Source organism: Ectothiorhodospira lacustris (genome assembly GCF_022227785.1).
Lineage (GTDB): Bacteria > Pseudomonadota > Gammaproteobacteria > Ectothiorhodospirales > Ectothiorhodospiraceae > Ectothiorhodospira > Ectothiorhodospira lacustris.
The window spans coordinates 21,325-39,270 of the sequence record NZ_JAJNQM010000002.1 but is presented as its reverse complement, the minus strand read 5'-3'; the positions used below and the strand labels follow the sequence as shown (position 1 = coordinate 39,270).

21 protein-coding genes are annotated in these 17,946 nt (G+C 63.5%); 13 read left to right on the top strand and 8 right to left on the bottom strand.

The genetic code is table 11. The features are described from left to right. Window positions 1-74: 74 nt before the first annotated feature. The 10 genes from dapF (at window position 75) to LQ952_RS00575 (ending at window position 9,498) form a co-directional block, all read left to right on the top strand. Window positions 75-911, top strand: coding sequence for a diaminopimelate epimerase (gene dapF / locus LQ952_RS00620; RefSeq protein WP_238620610.1), 837 nt, complete (start codon window positions 75-77; stop codon window positions 909-911). Then, on the top strand, window positions 908-1,621 hold the full coding sequence (locus LQ952_RS00615) for a DUF484 family protein (RefSeq protein ID WP_238620609.1): 714 nt from the start codon (window positions 908-910) through the stop codon (window positions 1,619-1,621). The genes dapF and LQ952_RS00615 overlap by 4 nt, the downstream gene beginning before the upstream one ends. Beyond that, window positions 1,618-2,550, top strand: a complete 933-nt coding sequence (gene xerC / locus LQ952_RS00610) for a tyrosine recombinase XerC (RefSeq protein WP_238620608.1) — start codon at window positions 1,618-1,620, stop codon at window positions 2,548-2,550. Before LQ952_RS00615 ends, xerC begins: the two co-directional genes overlap by 4 nt. Window positions 2,551-2,628: 78 nt before the next feature. Continuing rightward, window positions 2,629-3,162, top strand: coding sequence for an ATP-dependent protease subunit HslV (gene hslV, locus LQ952_RS00605; RefSeq protein WP_238620607.1), 534 nt, complete (start codon window positions 2,629-2,631; stop codon window positions 3,160-3,162). Window positions 3,163-3,211: 49 nt separating this feature from the next. Beyond that, entirely contained in the window at window positions 3,212-4,552 is a 1,341-nt protein-coding gene (gene hslU / locus LQ952_RS00600; RefSeq protein WP_238620606.1) for an ATP-dependent protease ATPase subunit HslU, read from the top strand. Window positions 4,553-4,574: 22 nt separating this feature from the next. Beyond that, on the top strand, window positions 4,575-4,931 hold the full coding sequence (locus tag LQ952_RS00595; RefSeq protein ID WP_238620605.1) for a gamma-butyrobetaine hydroxylase family protein: 357 nt from the start codon (window positions 4,575-4,577) through the stop codon (window positions 4,929-4,931). Between the two features lie 14 nt (window positions 4,932-4,945). Next, the gene (gene ubiE, locus LQ952_RS00590) at window positions 4,946-5,695 is read left to right on the top strand and encodes a bifunctional demethylmenaquinone methyltransferase/2-methoxy-6-polyprenyl-1,4-benzoquinol methylase UbiE (RefSeq protein ID WP_238620604.1); all 750 of its coding nucleotides are present in this window, start codon (window positions 4,946-4,948) and stop codon (window positions 5,693-5,695) included. Between the two features lie 33 nt (window positions 5,696-5,728). Further along, on the top strand, window positions 5,729-6,349 hold the full coding sequence (locus tag LQ952_RS00585; RefSeq protein ID WP_238620603.1) for a ubiquinone biosynthesis accessory factor UbiJ: 621 nt from the start codon (window positions 5,729-5,731) through the stop codon (window positions 6,347-6,349). Window positions 6,350-6,367: 18 nt separating this feature from the next. After that, complete coding sequence (gene ubiB / locus LQ952_RS00580) at window positions 6,368-8,038, top strand: ubiquinone biosynthesis regulatory protein kinase UbiB (RefSeq protein WP_238620602.1); 1,671 nt, start codon at window positions 6,368-6,370, stop codon at window positions 8,036-8,038. 131 nt (window positions 8,039-8,169) lie between these two features. Continuing rightward, the gene (locus LQ952_RS00575) at window positions 8,170-9,498 is read left to right on the top strand and encodes a sensor domain-containing diguanylate cyclase (RefSeq protein WP_238620601.1); all 1,329 of its coding nucleotides are present in this window, start codon (window positions 8,170-8,172) and stop codon (window positions 9,496-9,498) included. Window positions 9,499-9,916: 418 nt separating this feature from the next. Here LQ952_RS00575 and LQ952_RS00570 read toward each other — a convergent pair whose 3' ends face one another. The 3 genes from LQ952_RS00570 to LQ952_RS00560 all read right to left on the bottom strand — a co-directional run bounded on the left by LQ952_RS00570 (window position 9,917) and on the right by LQ952_RS00560 (window position 11,667). Continuing rightward, window positions 9,917-10,381, bottom strand: coding sequence for a PAS domain-containing protein (locus tag LQ952_RS00570; protein ID WP_238620600.1), 465 nt, complete (start codon window positions 10,379-10,381; stop codon window positions 9,917-9,919). A gap of 35 nt (window positions 10,382-10,416) precedes the next feature. Next, a complete protein-coding gene (locus LQ952_RS00565; protein ID WP_238620599.1) occupies window positions 10,417-10,887 on the bottom strand; it encodes an SRPBCC family protein in 471 nt (156 codons plus the stop codon). A 78-nt stretch (window positions 10,888-10,965) separates the two neighbouring features. After that, window positions 10,966-11,667 carry a pirin family protein gene (locus LQ952_RS00560; protein WP_238620598.1) on the bottom strand — a complete coding sequence of 234 codons (702 nt, stop codon included), beginning with the start codon at window positions 11,665-11,667 and terminating at the stop codon, window positions 10,966-10,968. A 134-nt stretch (window positions 11,668-11,801) separates the two neighbouring features. On the opposite strand from LQ952_RS00560, the gene LQ952_RS00555 reads away from it, so the two are divergent. Then, window positions 11,802-13,487 carry a GGDEF domain-containing protein gene (locus LQ952_RS00555; protein WP_238620597.1) on the top strand — a complete coding sequence of 562 codons (1,686 nt, stop codon included), beginning with the start codon at window positions 11,802-11,804 and terminating at the stop codon, window positions 13,485-13,487. Here LQ952_RS00555 and LQ952_RS00550 read toward each other — a convergent pair. Together LQ952_RS00550 and LQ952_RS00545 are read right to left on the bottom strand one after the other, a co-directional pair. Further along, the gene (locus LQ952_RS00550) at window positions 13,478-13,690 is read right to left on the bottom strand and encodes a hypothetical protein (protein ID WP_347402032.1); all 213 of its coding nucleotides are present in this window, start codon (window positions 13,688-13,690) and stop codon (window positions 13,478-13,480) included. The genes LQ952_RS00555 and LQ952_RS00550 overlap by 10 nt on opposite strands. 50 nt (window positions 13,691-13,740) lie before the next feature. Beyond that, window positions 13,741-14,094 carry a NifB/NifX family molybdenum-iron cluster-binding protein gene (locus LQ952_RS00545; RefSeq protein ID WP_200171391.1) on the bottom strand — a complete coding sequence of 118 codons (354 nt, stop codon included), beginning with the start codon at window positions 14,092-14,094 and terminating at the stop codon, window positions 13,741-13,743. An 80-nt stretch (window positions 14,095-14,174) separates the two neighbouring features. Between LQ952_RS00545 and LQ952_RS00540 the strand changes: the two genes are divergently transcribed. Then, a complete protein-coding gene (locus tag LQ952_RS00540) occupies window positions 14,175-14,480 on the top strand; it encodes a DUF134 domain-containing protein (protein ID WP_238620596.1) in 306 nt (101 codons plus the stop codon). Window positions 14,481-14,489: 9 nt separating this feature from the next. On the opposite strand, the gene LQ952_RS00535 is transcribed toward LQ952_RS00540, so the two are convergent. Continuing rightward, complete coding sequence (locus LQ952_RS00535) at window positions 14,490-15,446, bottom strand: SLAC1 anion channel family protein (RefSeq protein WP_238620595.1); 957 nt, start codon at window positions 15,444-15,446, stop codon at window positions 14,490-14,492. A gap of 393 nt (window positions 15,447-15,839) precedes the next feature. On the opposite strand from LQ952_RS00535, the gene infA reads away from it, so the two are divergent. Then, window positions 15,840-16,064 carry a translation initiation factor IF-1 gene (infA, locus tag LQ952_RS00530; protein ID WP_008930796.1) on the top strand — a complete coding sequence of 75 codons (225 nt, stop codon included), beginning with the start codon at window positions 15,840-15,842 and terminating at the stop codon, window positions 16,062-16,064. 45 nt (window positions 16,065-16,109) lie between these two features. On the opposite strand, the gene LQ952_RS00525 is transcribed toward infA, so the two are convergent. After that, a complete protein-coding gene (locus LQ952_RS00525) occupies window positions 16,110-16,547 on the bottom strand; it encodes a hypothetical protein (RefSeq protein WP_238620594.1) in 438 nt (145 codons plus the stop codon). Window positions 16,548-16,594: 47 nt separating this feature from the next. Continuing rightward, window positions 16,595-17,881, bottom strand: coding sequence for an MFS transporter (locus LQ952_RS00520; RefSeq protein ID WP_347402031.1), 1,287 nt, complete (start codon window positions 17,879-17,881; stop codon window positions 16,595-16,597). Window positions 17,882-17,946 lie beyond the last annotated feature (65 nt).

The following is a 17,946-nucleotide window of genomic DNA, read 5'->3' as shown; positions in this document are numbered from 1 at the left end:
TTGAGGGCGGGCGTCACCTTTTTGCCCTGCTCAAGTGCTTCCCAGCAGCCCGACAAGCCTTTAATCTCACCACCATGATGATCCGATTCACGAAAATGCATGGCCTGGGCAACGACTTTGTCGTCATCGATGGTGTGCGCCAGCAGGTCAGTCTCACGCCGGACCACGTCCGGTTCCTGGCCCATCGACGTCTGGGCGTAGGCTGCGATCAGGTGCTGATGGTGGAACCGCCGTCCGATCCGGGCCGGGCGGCCTTCCGCTACCGCATCTTCAATGCCGATGGCAACGAGGTGGAGCAGTGCGGCAACGGCGCCCGCTGCTTTGCCGTGTTTGTCCGGGACCAGGGGTTGACCCGGGAGACTCGGGTTCCCGTGGAGACCGCCGCAGGAATCATTACCCTGCAGGTGGAGGCGGACGGGCAGGTGACCGTGGATATGGGCCCCCCGCGGCTGGCGCCCTGGGAGATCCCCTTCGAGGCCGACAAGGCGGCGCCCTGGTACAGCCTGGCAGTGAATGATCAGACCCTGGAAATCGGCGCCGTCTCCATGGGCAATCCCCACGCGGTGCTGCGGGTGGATAACGTGCAGACCGCAGCGGTGGCCCGGCTGGGGCCAGCCATTGAGGGACATCCCCGATTTCCCCGGCGAGTGAATGCCGGTTTCATGGAGGTGGTGTCTCCCACCCATGTTCGCCTGCGGGTCTACGAGCGTGGTGCCGGTGAGACCCTGGCCTGCGGCACTGGCGCCTGTGCCGCAGTCGTGGCCGGTCGTATCCAGGGTCTGCTGGAGGCCCGGGTGGACGTGGATCTGCCGGGCGGCCGGCTTGTGATACAGTGGGCGGGTCGCGAAGACGACCCGGTCTTCATGACCGGTCCCGCCACCTCGGTCTTTACGGGTACCATCGAACTATGAGCATATCCGACAAGGGGGCTCTCGCGAGCGAGGCCCTGTCCGACGAGACCCTGTCCGAAGCGGTCGTTGAGTCCTATCTGATGGCCCGTCCTGATTTCTTCGAACGTCACCTTGCCCTGCTGGAGGTGATGCGTGTACCCCACCCCTGCGGGGACGCGGTCTCCCTGATCGAGCGTCAGATCGGGCTGCTGCGGGAGCGTAACCGGGGGTTGGAGCGCAAGCTCATGGACCTGGTGCAGGTGGCGCGGGAAAACGAGCGCCTGAGTCAGCGCCTGCATCAGCTGGCCCTGGGGCTCATGGAGGCGGACAGCCTGGATGCGGTGCTGGCCACCACCCAAGAGCAGTTGCGCAACGAATTCCGGGCCGATGCGGTGGTGGTGCGCCTGTGCGGTGATCCGCAGAAGGGCCTGCACTTCACGGCCTCCGATGATGCGGCCATGCGCAGCTTCGACAAGCTGTTCGAGACCCGTCGTCCCCTGTGCGGACGCCTGTCCGCTGTCCAGTTCAAGGCCCTGTTCCCCGAGGATGAGGATCTGTCCCTGCAGTCCGCCGTTGCCGTACCCCTGATGGAGGGTACCCGCCCCCTGGGCGTGCTGGGACTGGGCAGTCAGGATGGCGCCCGCTTCCATCCCGGCATGGGTACCCTGTTCCTGGATTATCTGGGCGAGATCCTCTCCCATGCGGTGGGTCATCGTTTGGCCACGGGATGAACGCCCCCGAGGCCGCCCTGACGGATCGCCGTATCCAGGCCTATCTGGGCCATCTGGCCCGTGAGCGGGCCTATTCCCCCCATACGGTGAGCAATTATCGCCGGGACCTCATGGTGCTGCGGGGGTATGTCCCTTTCCACGGTGCCGAGCCGGACTCGGACTGGTCCCACGTGACCGTCCATGACATTCGTGCCCTGGTGGCGGCCCGCCATCGGGCCGGGGCCTCCGGGCGCAGTCTGCAGCGGCTGCTGTCCTCTGTGCGGGGGTTCTTTAATTACCTCATCCGCGAAGGTGTGGTGGGGGCCAATCCGGCCCAGGGGGTGAGGGCGCCCAAGACCCCTCGCAAGCTGCCCGAGGTGCTGGACGTGGAGGAGGTCGGACGGTTGGTAGAGATTCCCGGCGACAGCCTGCCGGCGCTACGGGATCGGGCAATTCTGGAACTGTTCTATTCCTCGGGGCTGCGGCTGTCGGAGCTGACCTCTCTGGACTGCACCCAGCTGGATCTGGCCGACGGCATGGTGCGGGTGCTGGGCAAGGGCCGCAAGGTGCGCCAGGTGCCGGTGGGCCGCAAGGCCCGGGAGGCGCTGGCGGCGTGGTTGCGGGTACGTGCCCAGTGGGCCGCGGTGGACGAGCCGGCGCTGTTCGTGGCCCGCCATGGACGGCGCCTGACCCCTCGCGCCATTCAGAAGCGCATGGCCCGCCGTGCCCTGGCTCAGGGGCTGGAGCGGCATGTGCATCCTCACCTGCTGCGCCACTCCTTTGCCAGCCACATGCTGGAGTCGTCCCAGGATCTGCGGGCGGTGCAGGAACTGCTGGGGCATGCGGACATCGGTACCACGCAGATCTACACCCATCTGGATTACCAGCACCTGGCCCAGGTCTATGATGCCGCCCATCCCCGGGCGCGGCGCCAAAAGCAAAACTCCTGACCGGCCGTCTCCCCTCGCGCCCGAGTTCCGTTACAATGCCCCCTCAGTCGTCGGCATCAAGACGTGAGGAGTTTCCCCTTGGAACAGTTCCGCGGTACCACCATCGTCTCCGTGCGCCGTAATGGGCAGGTCGCCCTCGGTGGGGATGGTCAGGTCTCTCTGGGCAATACCATCATGAAGGGCAATGCCCGCAAGGTCCGTCGCCTACACCATGATCGGGTGGTGGCCGGTTTTGCCGGGGGCACCGCCGATGCCTTCACCCTGTTCGAGCGTTTCGAGGGCAAGCTGGAAAAATACAGCGGCAACCTGCTGCGGGCCGCCGTGGAACTGGCCAAGGACTGGCGCACCGAGCGTTCCCTGCGTCGTCTGGAAGCCCTGCTGGCGGTGGCCGACAGGGACAACTCCCTGATCATTTCCGGCAATGGTGACGTGATCGAGCCGGAAGACGGCATCATCGCCATCGGCTCCGGCGGCCCGTTCGCCCAGTCCGCTGCCCGTGCCCTGTACGAGAATACCCAGCTGTCGGCCCGGGAGATCACTGAAAAGTCTCTCAGCATCGCCGCCGATATCTGCATCTACACCAATCATCACCTGACCATCGAGGAGCTGTGATCAGGCCCCGTCCGATCACAGCCCCTTTGTCAGCGTAAAGAGATGTGCCATGACTGAAATGACCCCCCGCGAAATCGTTCAGGAACTGGACCGTTTCATCGTCGGTCAGGATGCCGCCAAGAAGGCAGTGGCCATTGCCCTGCGCAACCGCTGGCGCCGCCAGCAGCTGCCCGCGGCCCTGGCCCGTGAGGTCACCCCCAAGAACATCCTCATGATCGGCCCCACCGGCGTGGGCAAGACCGAGATCGCCCGCCGTCTGGCCCGCCTGGCCAATGCCCCTTTCATCAAGGTGGAGGCCACCAAGTTCACCGAGGTGGGCTACGTGGGCCGGGACGTGGAATCCATCATTCGCGACCTGGTGGACGCCGCCGTGAAGATGCTGCGGGAGCAGGAGATGGACAAGATGCGCCACCGGGCCGAGGAGGCCGCCGAGGAACGCATCCTGGACGCCCTGCTGCCGCCGCCGCGCGGCAGCGGCGGCTTCATGGCCGACGACACCCCGTCTCGCGGTGCCGATTCCGAGACCCGGCAGAAATTCCGCAAACGCCTGCGGGAAGGCAAGCTGGACGACAAGGAGATCGAGATCCAGGTCCAGGCCCTGCCGCCGGGGGTGGAGATCATGACCCCGCCGGGGATGGAAGACATGGCCAACCAGCTGCAAGGCCTGTTCCAGAACCTGGGCGGGCAGCGTACCCGCACCCGCAAGCTCAAGATCGCCGAGGCCTTCAAGCTCATCACCGACGAGGAGGCCGCCCGTCTGGTGAATGAGGACGACATCAAGCTGCGGGCCGTCTCCCATGTGGAGCAGAACGGCATCGTCTTCCTCGACGAGATCGACAAGGTGGTGCGCCGCGGTGAATACAGCGGTGCCGACGTCTCCCGGGAAGGGGTGCAGCGGGACCTTTTGCCCCTGGTGGAAGGCTGCACCGTCTCCACCAAGTTCGGTTCAGTGCATACCGACCACATCCTGTTCATCGCCTCCGGTGCCTTCCATCTGGCCAAGCCCTCGGACCTGATTCCGGAGCTGCAGGGGCGCCTGCCCATCCGGGTGGAGCTGGAGGCCCTCACCACCGAGGACTTCGTGCGCATCCTCACCGAGCCCCGTGCCTCCCTCACCGAGCAGTATGCGGCCCTGCTGGCTACCGAGGGTGTCACCGTGGAATTCACCGAGGACGGTGTGCGCCGTCTGGGCGAGATCGCCTTCCAGGTGAACGAGCGTACCGAAAACATCGGTGCCCGCCGCCTGCACACGGTGATCGAGCGGGTGCTGGAGAAGATCTCCTTCGAGGCCCCGGACTGCAGCAGCCCCCTGGTCATCGATGCCGCCTATGTGAGTGAGCGCCTGGGTGAACTGGTGCAGGACGAGGATCTGAGCCGCTATATCCTGTGACGACCGCGGGAGGAACGCGCCCATGAAGCATCGCCCGACCGATATCCGCCTGCATCGGCAGGCACGAATGCTGGAAATGGTCTACGCCGATGATGAGGCCCATCGGCTCAGCTGCGAATTCCTGCGGGTACACTCCCCTTCCGCCGAGGTGACCGGCCATGGTCCCGGGCAGGAGGTCCTGCAGGTGGGCAAGGAAGACGTGACCATCACCGGCATCGAACCGGTGGGCAACTACGGTATCAAGCTGGTGTTCTCGGATGGACACGACACCGGCATCTACGACTGGAATTACCTCTATCATCTGGGCGTCGATCAGGCCCGGATGTGGCAGACATATCTGGAGCGACTGGAGGCTGCCGGCCACCAGCGCCAAGGCTGACAACGGGAGCATGCATGTCCGACGACAACACCACTGATTTCGGCTACGAACGTGTGCCGGTGAAGGACAAGGTCAAACGGGTGGGACAGGTATTCCATTCCGTGGCCGGCCGCTACGACCTCATGAATGACCTCATGTCCATGGGCATTCACCGGGTCTGGAAGCGTTTCACCATTGAGGTGGCCGCCGCCCGCCCCGGGCAGAAGATCCTGGACCTGGCCGGCGGCACCGGCGACCTGACCTCTCGTTTCTCCCGTATCGTCGGCCCCACCGGGCAGGTGGTACTGTGCGACATCAACGCCTCCATGCTGTCCTGTGGCCGCGCCCGGCTAGTGGACGAGGGGCTGGTGGGCAACATCAACTATGTCCAGGGCAATGCGGAATGCCTGCCCTATCCGGACGACTATTTCGATCTCATCACCATCGCCTTCGGGCTGCGCAATGTCACCGACAAGAATGCCGCCCTGCGCTCCATGCTGCGGGTGCTGCGCCCCGGCGGCAAACTGCTGGTGCTGGAGTTCTCCCAGCCCACCACCAAGCCGCTGCAGTCGGTCTATGACGTCTACAGCTTCAAGGCCCTGCCGCTGATGGGCAAGATGGTGGCGGGGGATGCGGACAGCTACCGTTATCTGGCGGAGAGCATCCGCATGCACCCGGATCAGGAGACCCTGAAGCAGATGATGCAGACGGCCGGTTTCGAGCGCTGCGATTACCACAACCTGACCGGCGGCATCGTGGCGCTGCACAAGGGCTACAAGCTCTAGCGCCGCGGGTCCGGCCCCACGGGAGAGATGCCCATGCCTACACCGCCGACCCTGGTCACGGCCCTGCTGGAGCGGGCCATCCGTCGTTACCTGGCGCTGGATCCACATAGCGACGAGCGCCTGACAGCCCTGCGGGGCGGGGTGGTGGCGCTGCAGGTCACCGGCGTTGATCTGTGCCTTTACTTCGTGCCGGCACAGGAGTACCTGCAGGTGCTGGGGCAGTATGACGGTGAACCGGGGGTGACCATCAGCGGCGCTCCCGCCACGCTGGCGATCCTGATGGCGGGCGAGCCCGGCGCCCGGTTGCCGGAGGGGGTCAACGTGATCGGCGACCCCCAGCTGGCCCGCCGGTTCAGCGACCTGCTGCGTCAGGTGGATCTGGACTGGGAAGAGCTGCTGTCCGGCATCACCGGGGATCTGGTGGCCCACCGTGCCGGTGAGGCGTGGCGCGGACTGTCGGTCTGGCTGCAACGCAGCCGTGAATCCCTGCGCCTGGATGTGAAGGAATACCTGCAGGAAGAGACCCGCAGCCTGCCCACCCGGGGCGAGGTGGAGGTCTTCATGGACGAGGTGGACCGTCTGCGCAGCGACGCAGACCGCCTCCAGGCGCGTATCCAGCGCCTGGAACAAGCCCGGGCACGGGCCCAGCGATAAGAACACTCAGGACACTCGATGCGTCACCTGCACCCCTCCCAGTTGCTTCGACTGATTACCATCAATCGCGTCCTCATCCGCCATGGGCTGGATGACGTGGTGCTGACGATCCGTCTGCTGCGCTCCGTGCGCTTTTTGCGCTATCTGGGCCCGTGGAACTGGTTCCGTACCGTGCCCTACGGTCGCGGCGAGCGGATTCGCCGCGCACTGGAAGATCTCGGCCCCATCTTCATCAAGTTCGGCCAGATGATCTCCACCCGGCGTGACCTGCTGCCCGAGGATATCGCCATGGAGCTGGCCAAGCTCCAGGACCGGGTGCCGCCGTTCCCCAATGAGCAGGCCCGGGCCATCATCGAGAAATCCCTGGGGCGTCCCATCGAGAGCCTGTTTGCCGCCTTCGAGGAGGCCCCGATGGCCTCCGCCTCCATCGCTCAGGTGCATGGGGCGGTGCTTCATGACGGCCGCCGGGTGGTGGTCAAGGTGGTGCGGCCCAACATCGAGAAGGCCATTCGTCGGGACGTGGAGCTCATGTACGTCATCGCCGAGCTGACGGAGCGCTACTGGCCCGAGGGGAAGCGGCTGCGCCCGGTGGAGGTGGTCGCCGAGTACGAGCAGACCATCCTGGACGAACTGGACCTGCTGCGGGAGGCCGCCAATGCCTCTCAGATCCGTCGCAACTTCGAGAATTCCAACGTCCTTTACATGCCCGAGGTGTTTTGGGATTACTGCCGCAAGGACGTGATGGTGATGGAGCGCATCCAGGGGGTGCCGGTATCCGACGTGGCCACCCTCAAGGCCCTGGGGGTGGACCTGAAGCTGCTGGCGGAGCGGGGCGTGGAGATCTTCTTCACCCAGGTGTTCCGCCACAACTTTTTCCATGCGGACATGCACCCGGGCAACATCTTCATCGATGTCTCCGACCCGGCGGACCCCAGCTATCTGGCGGTGGATTTCGGCATCGTCGGTACCCTGTCGCCGGCGGATCAGCGCTATCTGGCGGAGAACTTCTACGCCTTCTTCAATCGGGACTATGCCCGGGTGGCGGAGCTGCACGTGGAGTCCGGCTGGGTGCCGCCGGATGTGCGGATCACGGAGCTGGAGGCGGCCATCCGCACCGTGTGTGAACCCATTTTCGAAAAGCCCCTCAAGGACATCTCCTTCGGTTACGTACTGGTGCGCCTGTTCCAGACCGCTCGGCGCTTCAACATGGAGGTCCAGCCCCAGTTGGTGTTGCTGGAAAAGACCCTGCTCAACATCGAAGGCATGGGCCGGGATCTCTATCCGGAGCTGGACCTGTGGCAGACCGCTCGCCCCTTCATCCAGCGCTGGATGGACGAGCAGGTGGGGGTGCGGGCCCTGGTCAAGGGCCTGCGGCGCAATCTGCCCCTGATCCTGGAAAAGGCCCCGGACATGCCGGGTCTGATCCATGAGGCCCTGCGACTTCAGGCCCGCGGCGTGGGGGTGCGTGGCATGGACAAGACCCAGTTCAAGGCCCTGCGGGCGGAGGTCAGGGAGGGTAACCGGGCCGCCATCCTCGCAGTGGCCGGGGGTAGTTTGCTGATCTGCGCCGTGCTGGTCCTGACCCTGGCGCCGACGCTACCGGCGGTGATGGGCGCGCCCTGGCTGGCCTGGCTCACCGGCGTTGCGGGGTTGGGGATGCTGTCGCTGGCCTGGCTGCGCCAGGCCTGAGACACGGGCAAGGTGGTTGTTCCGCCCCTGACCGGTGAGGGGCGGGGCAGGTAGGGTTTGAATGATGTGCCTTACCATGTCGGCAAATCTGCTAAGGTAAATTCGTGGTTCCCTCTTAAGGTGGATCTCTCTTGGCAACCCCGGTGAACGCCTCGTTCGACGCCGAAGACAGCAAACCGACGGATTCTTCCGGCCTCCCAGCGATGCTGGACGAGATACTCCGGCTGTCTCCGGCCGTGGTTTATTACACCGAAGCCGTCCCTCCTTACCGCATCGAGTACATTTCACCCAATCTACGCCTGTTCCTGCGTATCGATGACGAGAAACTCACCGCCTCCGGGGGGTGGTTCCATCTTGTGCATCCCGATGACGTGGCGCCCACCCTGGCTCAATTCGAGGTCTGGCTACAGGGGGATTCAACCCGGGATCTTAACCGTCGTTATCGGATCATGACCCACGAAGGCAGTTACATCTGGGTTGAGGATACCTGCCGCAAAGTCTTCAAGGAGGGGCGGCTAAGGCACATTGCCGGTGCCGCGCTGGACATCACCCGACAGCAGAAGGTGGAAGAAACATTGCGCAAGATCGCCGAGGTGGCGCCAGGCATGATCTATCAGTTTGAACGCCGTGCCGACGGGCGTTATCGCATACCCTATGCCAGCCATCAGATGCGGGATCTCTTTGGTGTCGATCCCGGGGATGTGGAGAATGATCTGGACAGGCTGCTGAACGTCTTTCATCCCGATGACGTCGAACGGGTGATGCAGAGTGTCGAAGCGTCGGAGCGTACGCAGACGTTCTGGAGCGTTGATTACCGGGTCTGCGTGAACGGAGATGTTCGCTGGCTGCATGGGCAGTCCACCCCGGAACGGACCCCTGAAGGGGGAACCCTCTGGCATGGTCTGGTCATGGACATCACCCGCCAGAAGCAACTGGAACAAGAACTGCGGGAAATGAGCATCCGCGATGCCCTGACCGGTCTGTTCAACCGGCGCTATTTTTTCGACGTGGTATCCCGGGAGTTGGACCGGTTCGGCAGGACAGCCTCCCCGTTCTGCCTGATCATGGTGGACCTGGATAAGTTCAAGGCCATCAACGACCGGCACGGTCATGCCAAGGGCGATGAGGTCCTGATCGCCTTCGCAGGCATCCTTAAAGCGCGTTTGCGCCGCACGGATGTCTCGGCGCGTCTGGGGGGCGAGGAGTTCGTGATCTTCCTGCCGGATACCTTGCTGGACCAGGCTTTCTGGCTGGGGGAGGAGATCCGGGCGGACGTGGCGGCCATCCGGCTGAGCGGTGCGAGGGATGTCCCGTTTGGTGTTACGGCCAGCTTCGGCCTGACCCATTGTCAGTCTTCGGATCGTCATCCCGATGATCTGTTGCGACGTGCGGACCTGGCCCTATACCAGGCCAAGCATCAGGGAAGAAACCAGGTTGTCAGCATTCCTGCCATCACCTGAGATTCGTCCGGGCCTGTTATTTCAGGGGCAGTTATGCACAGGCTTGCCATGGTTGGCCTTGGCTCGGGATCGCCTTTCCCGCGGTCGGAAGTCTTTGAGTGTTGAGTGGTTTAGTCTTTTTAAATCAATGCTATATTTTTTTGTTCTGTTTACTGTCATGGCGTCGGTGCCCGAAGGTGATCAGGGTATCGACATGACATCCACAGTTTTGTCCACAGTTTAGGGGGCGGCTCAAGTACCTGTCCTGTGCCGACACTCCCGCGAAAGCGGGGTCGAGGATTCTCGATCAGTGCCTGGATTCCCGCGTGCGCGGGAATGACGCATGAATCCGGGTTCGTCCACAGACACTCCCTTCTCCCCTTGGGGGAGAAGGGTTGGGGATGAGGGGAGAGGGGCTGGAATGGCCCGGGCAGGTATTTCAGCCAGGCTGGCTAGCCCCCTGCCGGAGCAGGGCTTCCAGTCGGGCCACCTCGGTCCGGGCATTCACCAGGTCGGTGACGTCATACTGCACACCCAGGAAATAGATCAGTCTGCCGGAGGCGTCGAACAGGGGCCGGATGTTCAGGCGGTTATGGAACAGGGTGCCGTCCTTGCGGTAATTGCGCAGGGTGACTTCCACCTCCCGTCTTTCCGTCAGCGCCTTGCGGATTGCCTCGATGGCCGGCTGCTCCCGGTCCTCCCCCTGCAGAAAACGGCAGTTATGACCAATGATTTCCGCCCGCGTGTAGCCGGTCATGTGCTCGAACACCGTGTTGGCGTAGACAATGGGGTTGTCAGGTAGATCCGGGTCCGAAAGGGTCACGCCGTTGACGCAGGTATCCAGAATCTGGGCGAGTACGGAAGGGATCAGGCCGGAGGCGTCTTTTTCAGGAATGAAGTCCATGGGGCGATGACTCTGAAGGTTGAACAGGGCAGGTTTCAGGCCGCTGAGGGGGAGGGGGCCTGGGGCTCGATTTCCGCCTCGACCAGCCCCTTGAGATTGCGTACCGTCCGCTCGGTGCCTTCCTGCACCGCCAGGCGGATGAGTTTCTCGAAGGGGCGCAGGGGCAGGCTCAGTTTCCCCAACTCAAAACTGAAGTGCAGTTCGGTGTGCTGGTCCCGGGGTTCGAACCGGTAGTCAATGCGATAGGGATCATTCAGTCCACGAAAGGTCACCTGCCGGCCCGGTTCCAGCGCGATCACCCTGAAGTCGGACTCGGTGCGTCGCCCCTGATCCACCCGTACTTGACGGCCGGTCCAGCCCACTTGCACGGGGCCATCGGTGAGCACCCGCAGACTTTTCACTTCGGGCGACCAGCGCGGGTAGTTGGTGACGAAGTCTTCGACAACGAAACGAAAGACTTGCTCCAGGGGGCGTCTTATCAGTGTGCGCGTCTGGGCCTTGACCATGGCCGGGCGGTCTCCGGAAACCCTTGTCCAAGGTGAGTATAGCTGCTGGCATCACAAAGGTTCGAGGCGGGCATTCCTTCAGGCCGCCAGGTCGAATACCAGCACCTCGGCCGCGTCGCCGTCACTCAGCACAAGCTGTGTCTCCCCGGACAGGAGCAGGGCGTCCCCACTCTCCAGGCGATGGGCATTGGCGGCGAGCGAACCTTTGACCAGATGCACGTAGTATCTGCGTCGCGGGTCCAGGTCCAACTCGGCGTGTTCCGCCCCGTCGAACAGCCCTGCCAGCAGGCGTGCATCCGCGTGGAGGGTCACGGCGCCCTGGGCGCCGTCCGGTGAGGCCAGCAGGCGTAGCTGTCCGCGCTTTTCCTCGTCAGTAAAGTGTTTCTGTTCGTAGCTGGGCGGGATGCCCTTGCGGTCGGGGAGGATCCAGATCTGCAGCAGGTGGGTGGCCCGGTCCGGGGCGTGATTGAACTCGCTGTGACGGATGCCGCTGCCGGCACTCATGCGCTGCACATCGCCCGGGGGAATGGCGGTGCCGTTGCCCAGGCTGTCCCGGTGGGCCAGTTCACCGCTGATCACGTAGGTGATGATCTCCATGTCCCGGTGTCCGTGGGTATCGAAACCGCCGCCCGCCGCGATATGGTCTTCGTTGATGACGCGCAGATTGCCCCAGCCCATCCACGCCGGGTCGTGGTAATCGGCGAAGGAGAAGGCGTGACGGGACTGCAGCCAGCCGTGATCGGCATGGCCGCGTTCATGGGAACGTCTTGTCTTGATCATCACCGGATGCTCCGTGAGGGACTCTCTGGTTTGGCAGGCGTGTCTTTTGTTGGTTCACGGTGATTTGCAATGGCCTCTGACGGCGCTATTGTGTGCCATTGCAGATGGGATCCCGTCCCGCAGGAGCAGCTGATATGGGACTTGCCGGTCAGGGCAATGACACCAGACGGCAGGAAAAGCCTGTAACACCCCGTGCAAGGGTGCGTCGCCGGTGGCGCGGCCTGGGACTGCGACCCCGGTTGCTGATGGCGTTTCTGCTGGTGGCCCTGGTTCCCCAGGGATTGCTGTTCCTGGCGCAGTACCACCATACCCGTGCGCTTACCCTGTCCCTTGCGAAAGCGGGCGTGGAACGTGTCGCCCAGGTTCAGCAGCGGCGGCTGAACCTGGAGTTCGAGCGCATGACCGATCACCTGGAACTGGTGGCCAGCCGCACCCAGATGCGCCTGAGCCTGCAGGCTTATCTGCAGACCGGAGAACCCGTCCATCGCGGCCTCATCGAGCGCATCCTGCGGGATGCCCTGGCGCCCGTGGACAAACTCGGTGGGATCTGGATTCGTGATGCCCAGGGCGATCCCGTGACGGGGGTGCGCCATGCCGGGCGCCTGGATGAGGTCGACATACAGCCGCCTTATCTGCAGGGCTCGGCGATCAGTATCGAGGTCTTCCGGTCGGACAAGGGCGGCCCACCCAGGCTCTGGGTTAACGGCCCCCTGGTACTTAATGACAACGAGATCGGCAGCTTGCACCTGCTGGTGTTGGCGGACGATCTGCTGACCCTGCTGGAAGACTTCCCTTACGAGGACCTGGGTGGAAAAACCCTGTTGCTGTTGCGCAGCGGTGTGGAAGGCACTCGTATCTTCGGCATCGATTCCGACCAGGATCTCGATATCTGCGGTGCGCTAGGCGAGATTCCGTCCGTCACCGGTGCCGGGCCGCTCCGTGTCTGTGACCATCTGCTGATAGCGTTGCCCCTGACGCATGATCTGGGGGAAGTGGTGGTTTACGTGTCCCTTCAGGTTTTGAAGGCCGCGTTCAGGGAACAGATGCGGTTGCTGCTGATGATGGTGCTGTTTGTTCTGCCGCTCTGTCTGCTCATGGCTCTGGCGTTCACGCGCATGATCTCACGGCCGGTGAGTCTGCTGACCCAGGCTACACAGGCTCTGCGAAAGCATCAGGGCAACGTCTTCGTGAAGGAGCCATTATGGGGGGAGTTCACTGATCTGGCTCGCTCCTTCAACTTGGCCGCCGGCATCATCATCCGTCGCACCCAGGACCTGAGCCGGGAGGTGGCGGATCGTCGCCGCACACAGCAAAAGCTGGCCGACCTTGCCAATAATGACGCGCTCACCGGACTGATAAACCGGCGCCGGTTCATGGAAGTGCTGGAGCGCCATATGGAGAGAAGTCGCGAAAAGGACGGCAATCTGACGCTGCTCTATCTGGATCTGGATGGGTTCAAGCCTGTCAATGACCGTCTCGGGCATGAGGCGGGAGACATCGTGCTGCAGGTGGTGGCGGAGCGCCTGCGTAACCTGGTGCGTGGTGAGGATATCGCGGCCCGCCTGGGGGGGGACGAATTTGCCCTGCTGCTTTCGGAAAGCGATGGCAGAAGGCCCGATTCCCGCAAGCTGGCCTTGCGGGCGGAAGAGCAGATCTCCCTGCCCATTGAGGCCAAGGGACACATGGTGAATGTGGGCTGCAGCGTCGGCGTGGCGAGGGCCCGGCCCGGAGATAAGCCCCAGGATTTGCTCAATCGGGCCGATGAGGCCATGTATCGCATCAAGGTGACGCGTCGCGAGCGACCCCGGGATCAGAGGTGATCTGCCAGCATCCGGCCGATATCCACCCGTGCCCGCAGCTGCCTGCACAGCATGAAGGTACCCATGAATTTGCGGTGCAGGAACAGGGCGCCGGGGACTGGTGTATTGCGGAAGCGGTCGTCCAAGAACAGTTCGCGGCCGCGGTGATAGACCCGCTCGAACAGGTCCGAGGCACCAAAATCATAAGGCCCTGGGTGGCGCATGCCTCGTGCAGGGTATCCCGGTCATCTTCCAGCGCCGCCCGGTGGGCGCTTCAATGCCGACAGGCCCCCTCCAGTGGCTGCGGCAGGGGCTCTCCTGCCAGCAGACTGCGCACCGCGGAGGTCGGGTCCGTGGCGCTGGTCACGTGTACCCGAATACCCTGAGCCGCCAGGCGCCGCATGAAGCCGGGGCCGGCCCCCTGGGTGACCAGATCCGTGAGCCCCAACTCGAAGAGCGGATGCGATTGTCCCCGGTGTTCGTGCAGGGCCATCTCCATGGGCAGATCCAGGCGTTGCAATTCCTCCGGGGCATCCGCCGCGCCCGGTCCGAAGACCAGAAAGCGCCGGCACTTGCCCGCATGACCGGTGATGGTGCGAAAATTCTGGCTCGTCACGGCAATGCGCATATTGGTTTCTCCATCATGATTCGTGGCCAATTATGCGCATATGACCATAATAGATACAAGCATCCATCACGGAGCAGCCCATGCCAAGGCCACGCGGTCCACGCCGGATCACCTGTCGTCCCGACTGTACCTACTTCAAGCCGGCCGGCATCCCGCTGCGGGATCTGGAGGAAGTCGTGCTGGCGCTGGAGGAGGTGGAAGCCCTGCGTCTGGCGGACCTGGAAGGCCGCTATCAGGCGGATGCGGCGGACAGTATGGGGGTGTCCCGCAGCACGTTTTCCCGCATGCTGGACTCTGCCCGCAAAAAGGTCTCCGAGGCCCTGCTGCAGGGCAAGGCCATCCGGATCGAGATGGCGGATGTCCCGCAGGCAGGGCCGCCGGAATGAGGTGCCGGATCATTCCTCGACGCAGATCTCCCGGCGTCTGATCGCGATGCCCGTGCGGATCAGCAGGGCGCCGATGATGAAGGTGAGCACGCCGATCATGACCACGCCGATCACGTAATGGAAGGGATCGCCGGTCAGGCCGTGCATCTTGATGGCCGCCAGGGTCATGGCCGCCATGGGGAATGAATAGGCCCACCAGGAGATGAAGAACTTCAGGCGTCCGAATCGACCCACCAGGGAGAACAGCAGCAGGGTCAGGAACAGGCCGGTGTAGAACAGCACCCGGGCAAAGGGATCCAGGCTGTCGGTCAGGCTCAGGTAGGAAATGAAGCCTACGGCCGGCGGCGCCACCAGGATGAACAGGGTGGGGACCAGCCTCTCCGGCAGCGGATCGTGGAAGATCACCCGGTAGAACACGATGGTCAGCAGCACGATCCAGAACACCAGACCGATGCTGAAGAACAGCCAGGAAATTTCCGGGCTGGCATGGTGCACTCCGGCGACCGGCACCAGGATGTTACCCACCACGGGGATGAACCAGGCCGGGTTCATGTGCTGGATCTGAAAGCTGTTGTGATTGATCCATACCGACATCACGTACAGGGTGAACGCCAGGTGCAGTGCCGCGCCCGCGGACCAGAGCGCCAGGGAGAGGCGGGGCGCATCCTCCAGAAAGGCGATGGACAGCAGGATCAGGCTGATGGAGATGGTGGCGAAGAAGTTGCGCTTGACAGGGTGGTTGAGTTCCTTGATTACGGCCTCCCGGTAGCGAACCAGCTTGGTCAGATAGAGCGCCGCCACCGCCAGCATGGCCGCCACTGCAAGCATCCTCAGGGCATCACCGATGACCGGGGGGACGGCCAGCAGGGCATCGGCCCGGTCCCAGACGATGGCGAAGCCCAGCAGGCCCATGATCATGGCGAACCAGGCGACAGGGAAGTGCGGCAGTCTCGGTTGTGATGTCATCGGATGGCCCGTGGGTTGTTGATCCGGCGGCGCCCGAAGCCGAACTCCGGCGCCCATGAAACGCGGCTTACTTTAAAGGAAGCGGGGAATATTAGCCATTTCTTAATTTCAATATTTCAATGCCGAGGCCTCTGTCCGGTAGCCTTTCAGGGGCTCGCGTGTAAGCCCCTGAAAATAAGCCCGGATTCATGTATACTGCGCGGGTCTTTGGCATAACGACGGGCACCAAGGCCTGTCAAGCGGCATCAAGATCGCCTTGCCCCACCTTATCTGCGCTGCACCGGCAGACGCACGACCCCATAGCACTGGCCCCGTGGGCCGAGCTGACATTCACTCAGGCCGGGCACCCGTAATTCCCTCATTCGTCCTGCCTGACAGAAAAGAGGTACCCCTATGTCCAATAAGGAAGATCTCATTGAGATGGAAGGCACCGTCACCGACGTGATGCCTGATCAGCGTTTTCGCGTGGAACTGGAGAACGGCGTGCAGGTGCAGGCCTATGCCTCCGGCAAGATGCGCCGCTACCGCATTCGCGTGGTCAGCGGCGACAAGGTCAAGCTGGAGATGTCTCCCTACGACCTCACCAAGGGCCGCATCAGCTACCGCTACAAGCACTGATCCGGTCGCGGGGGCGTCAAGCGCCCCCAATCCCCGCACGGGTGCCTACCGGGCCGCCATGAAGGCCCCGTCCAGGGCCCGGCGCAGCGCTTCGGCATCGGCCGGTGCCGGCAATTGTTCCACCAGTGCGCCCTGGGCTGAAAACAGCAGCACGGCCCCGTCGCGTACCCCATGTCGATTCGCCAGGCTGCGACCGTCGGGCGTGCCCAGGTTGGCCACCAGGAAGTGGACCTGCGGCATGTAGTCATCGCGGATCTCGTCCATGTAGCCCATCACCCGCATGCCGGACAGGAACGAGGCGTCATAGGTGAGTACCAGGGCAGGGCGCCCGTCGCCGATGCGGTTCAGGTCCGTGGAGTAGGCCCCCTTGGGCAACTGGCTCCAGATCAGGGCGGCGGCCACCAGCAGGATCAGGGGTGTCATCAGCAGCCTGGCCCAGCGGGGCAGGCCCTTGCGGGATGGCTTGGCAGTGTCTTGGCTCATCGTTTCTCCTCGTGCCTCCAGGGGTGTTTCGGTGATCCGGCCGGGTCTCAAAAGCCGCTGCGCCTCAAGGTCCAGAGCAGCCAGCCTCCAAAGCAGAGGGTCATGGCCAGCGCGCCCAGGTACACATGCCAGCCCAGTCCGTGATACAGGAATCCCGGCAGGAAGGACCCGGTGGTACCTCCCGCATAGTAAAAGGCAATATACAGTCCGTTGACCACCCCCCGTTGCTCGCCGCTGGCCTGATTGAGCACCCCCGGTGCCAGGGAATGGATCAGGAACATGCCGGCGCAGAGCACGAACATCCCCACGAACATCACCCACACCTGTGAGCCCGTGAAGAACAGCAGGGCGGCCAGAAATACCGCGCTGCCCAGCAGCATGGTGTTCACGGTGCCGCCGATATGATCGGCGATGCGCAGGGAGAGCAGGGAGGTGACGACGCCCATCAGGTAGCCCGCATACATGAAGGCAATACCGGTCTCGTTCAGCCCTGTGCCCAACTCCATCAGGCGGAAGGGCAGGAAGTTGAGCAGCGAGGCGAAGGCGCCGAAGGCGCAGAACACCACTAGGTAAAGCCGCAGAAAGCTGGGTTGCCGCAGGACCTGCAGGATGGTGCGCGGGTCCAGGCGCTGGAAGCTCACTGGCGGGTCCGCCTTCAGGCGCTGCAGCAGCAGGGCGCACAGGGCGATGGCCACGGCCAGGAACAGGAAAGACCAGCGCCAGCCGAACTGGGTGGAGATCAGCCCGGAGATCATGCGTCCCAGAAAGCCCCCCAGCACACTGGCGGCAATGTAGATGGCCATCACCCGGGCGATCTGACCCGGCGCGGCGCTGGCGGCCAGGTAGGTCATCAGCGAGGTGAGCATGGCGGGAATGATCAGCCCCTGCGCCAGGCGCAGGGCCAGCAGCAATTCAAAGCTGGTGACCAGATATACCGCCACCTGGGTGACGGCCAGCAGCCAGGTGGCGCCGATCAGCAGGCGTCTGGCGGACAGTCGCTGCAGCAGGAAACCGTAGGCCACCGGGGCGATGGCCAGGGGCAGCAGGGCCACGGTAATCAGCAGCGAGGCCTTTGCCTCGCTGACGGCAAAGGCTTCCGCCAGCACGGGCAGCAGCGGCTGGGGGGCATACAGGGAGGAAAAGACCAGGATCGCGCAGTACTGCACGATAAGGAGATGGCTGATATGCAAGAAAAGCTCCTGACGCAGGCGCAAGGCCGCTGGAAGGGCGATGGGGCTGTCCCGCCATTGTACTGCAAGCCCCGGCTTTTCCTGATTGGCAAAAGACAATTGCCGATGATCCCCCATGCCGTGGCAGCGGGTGCCCCGCACCATTCACGTGACACCGGCAACAACTGTGCGACAATCCATACAACCGGTGCCATGTCAGGGTGGACTGG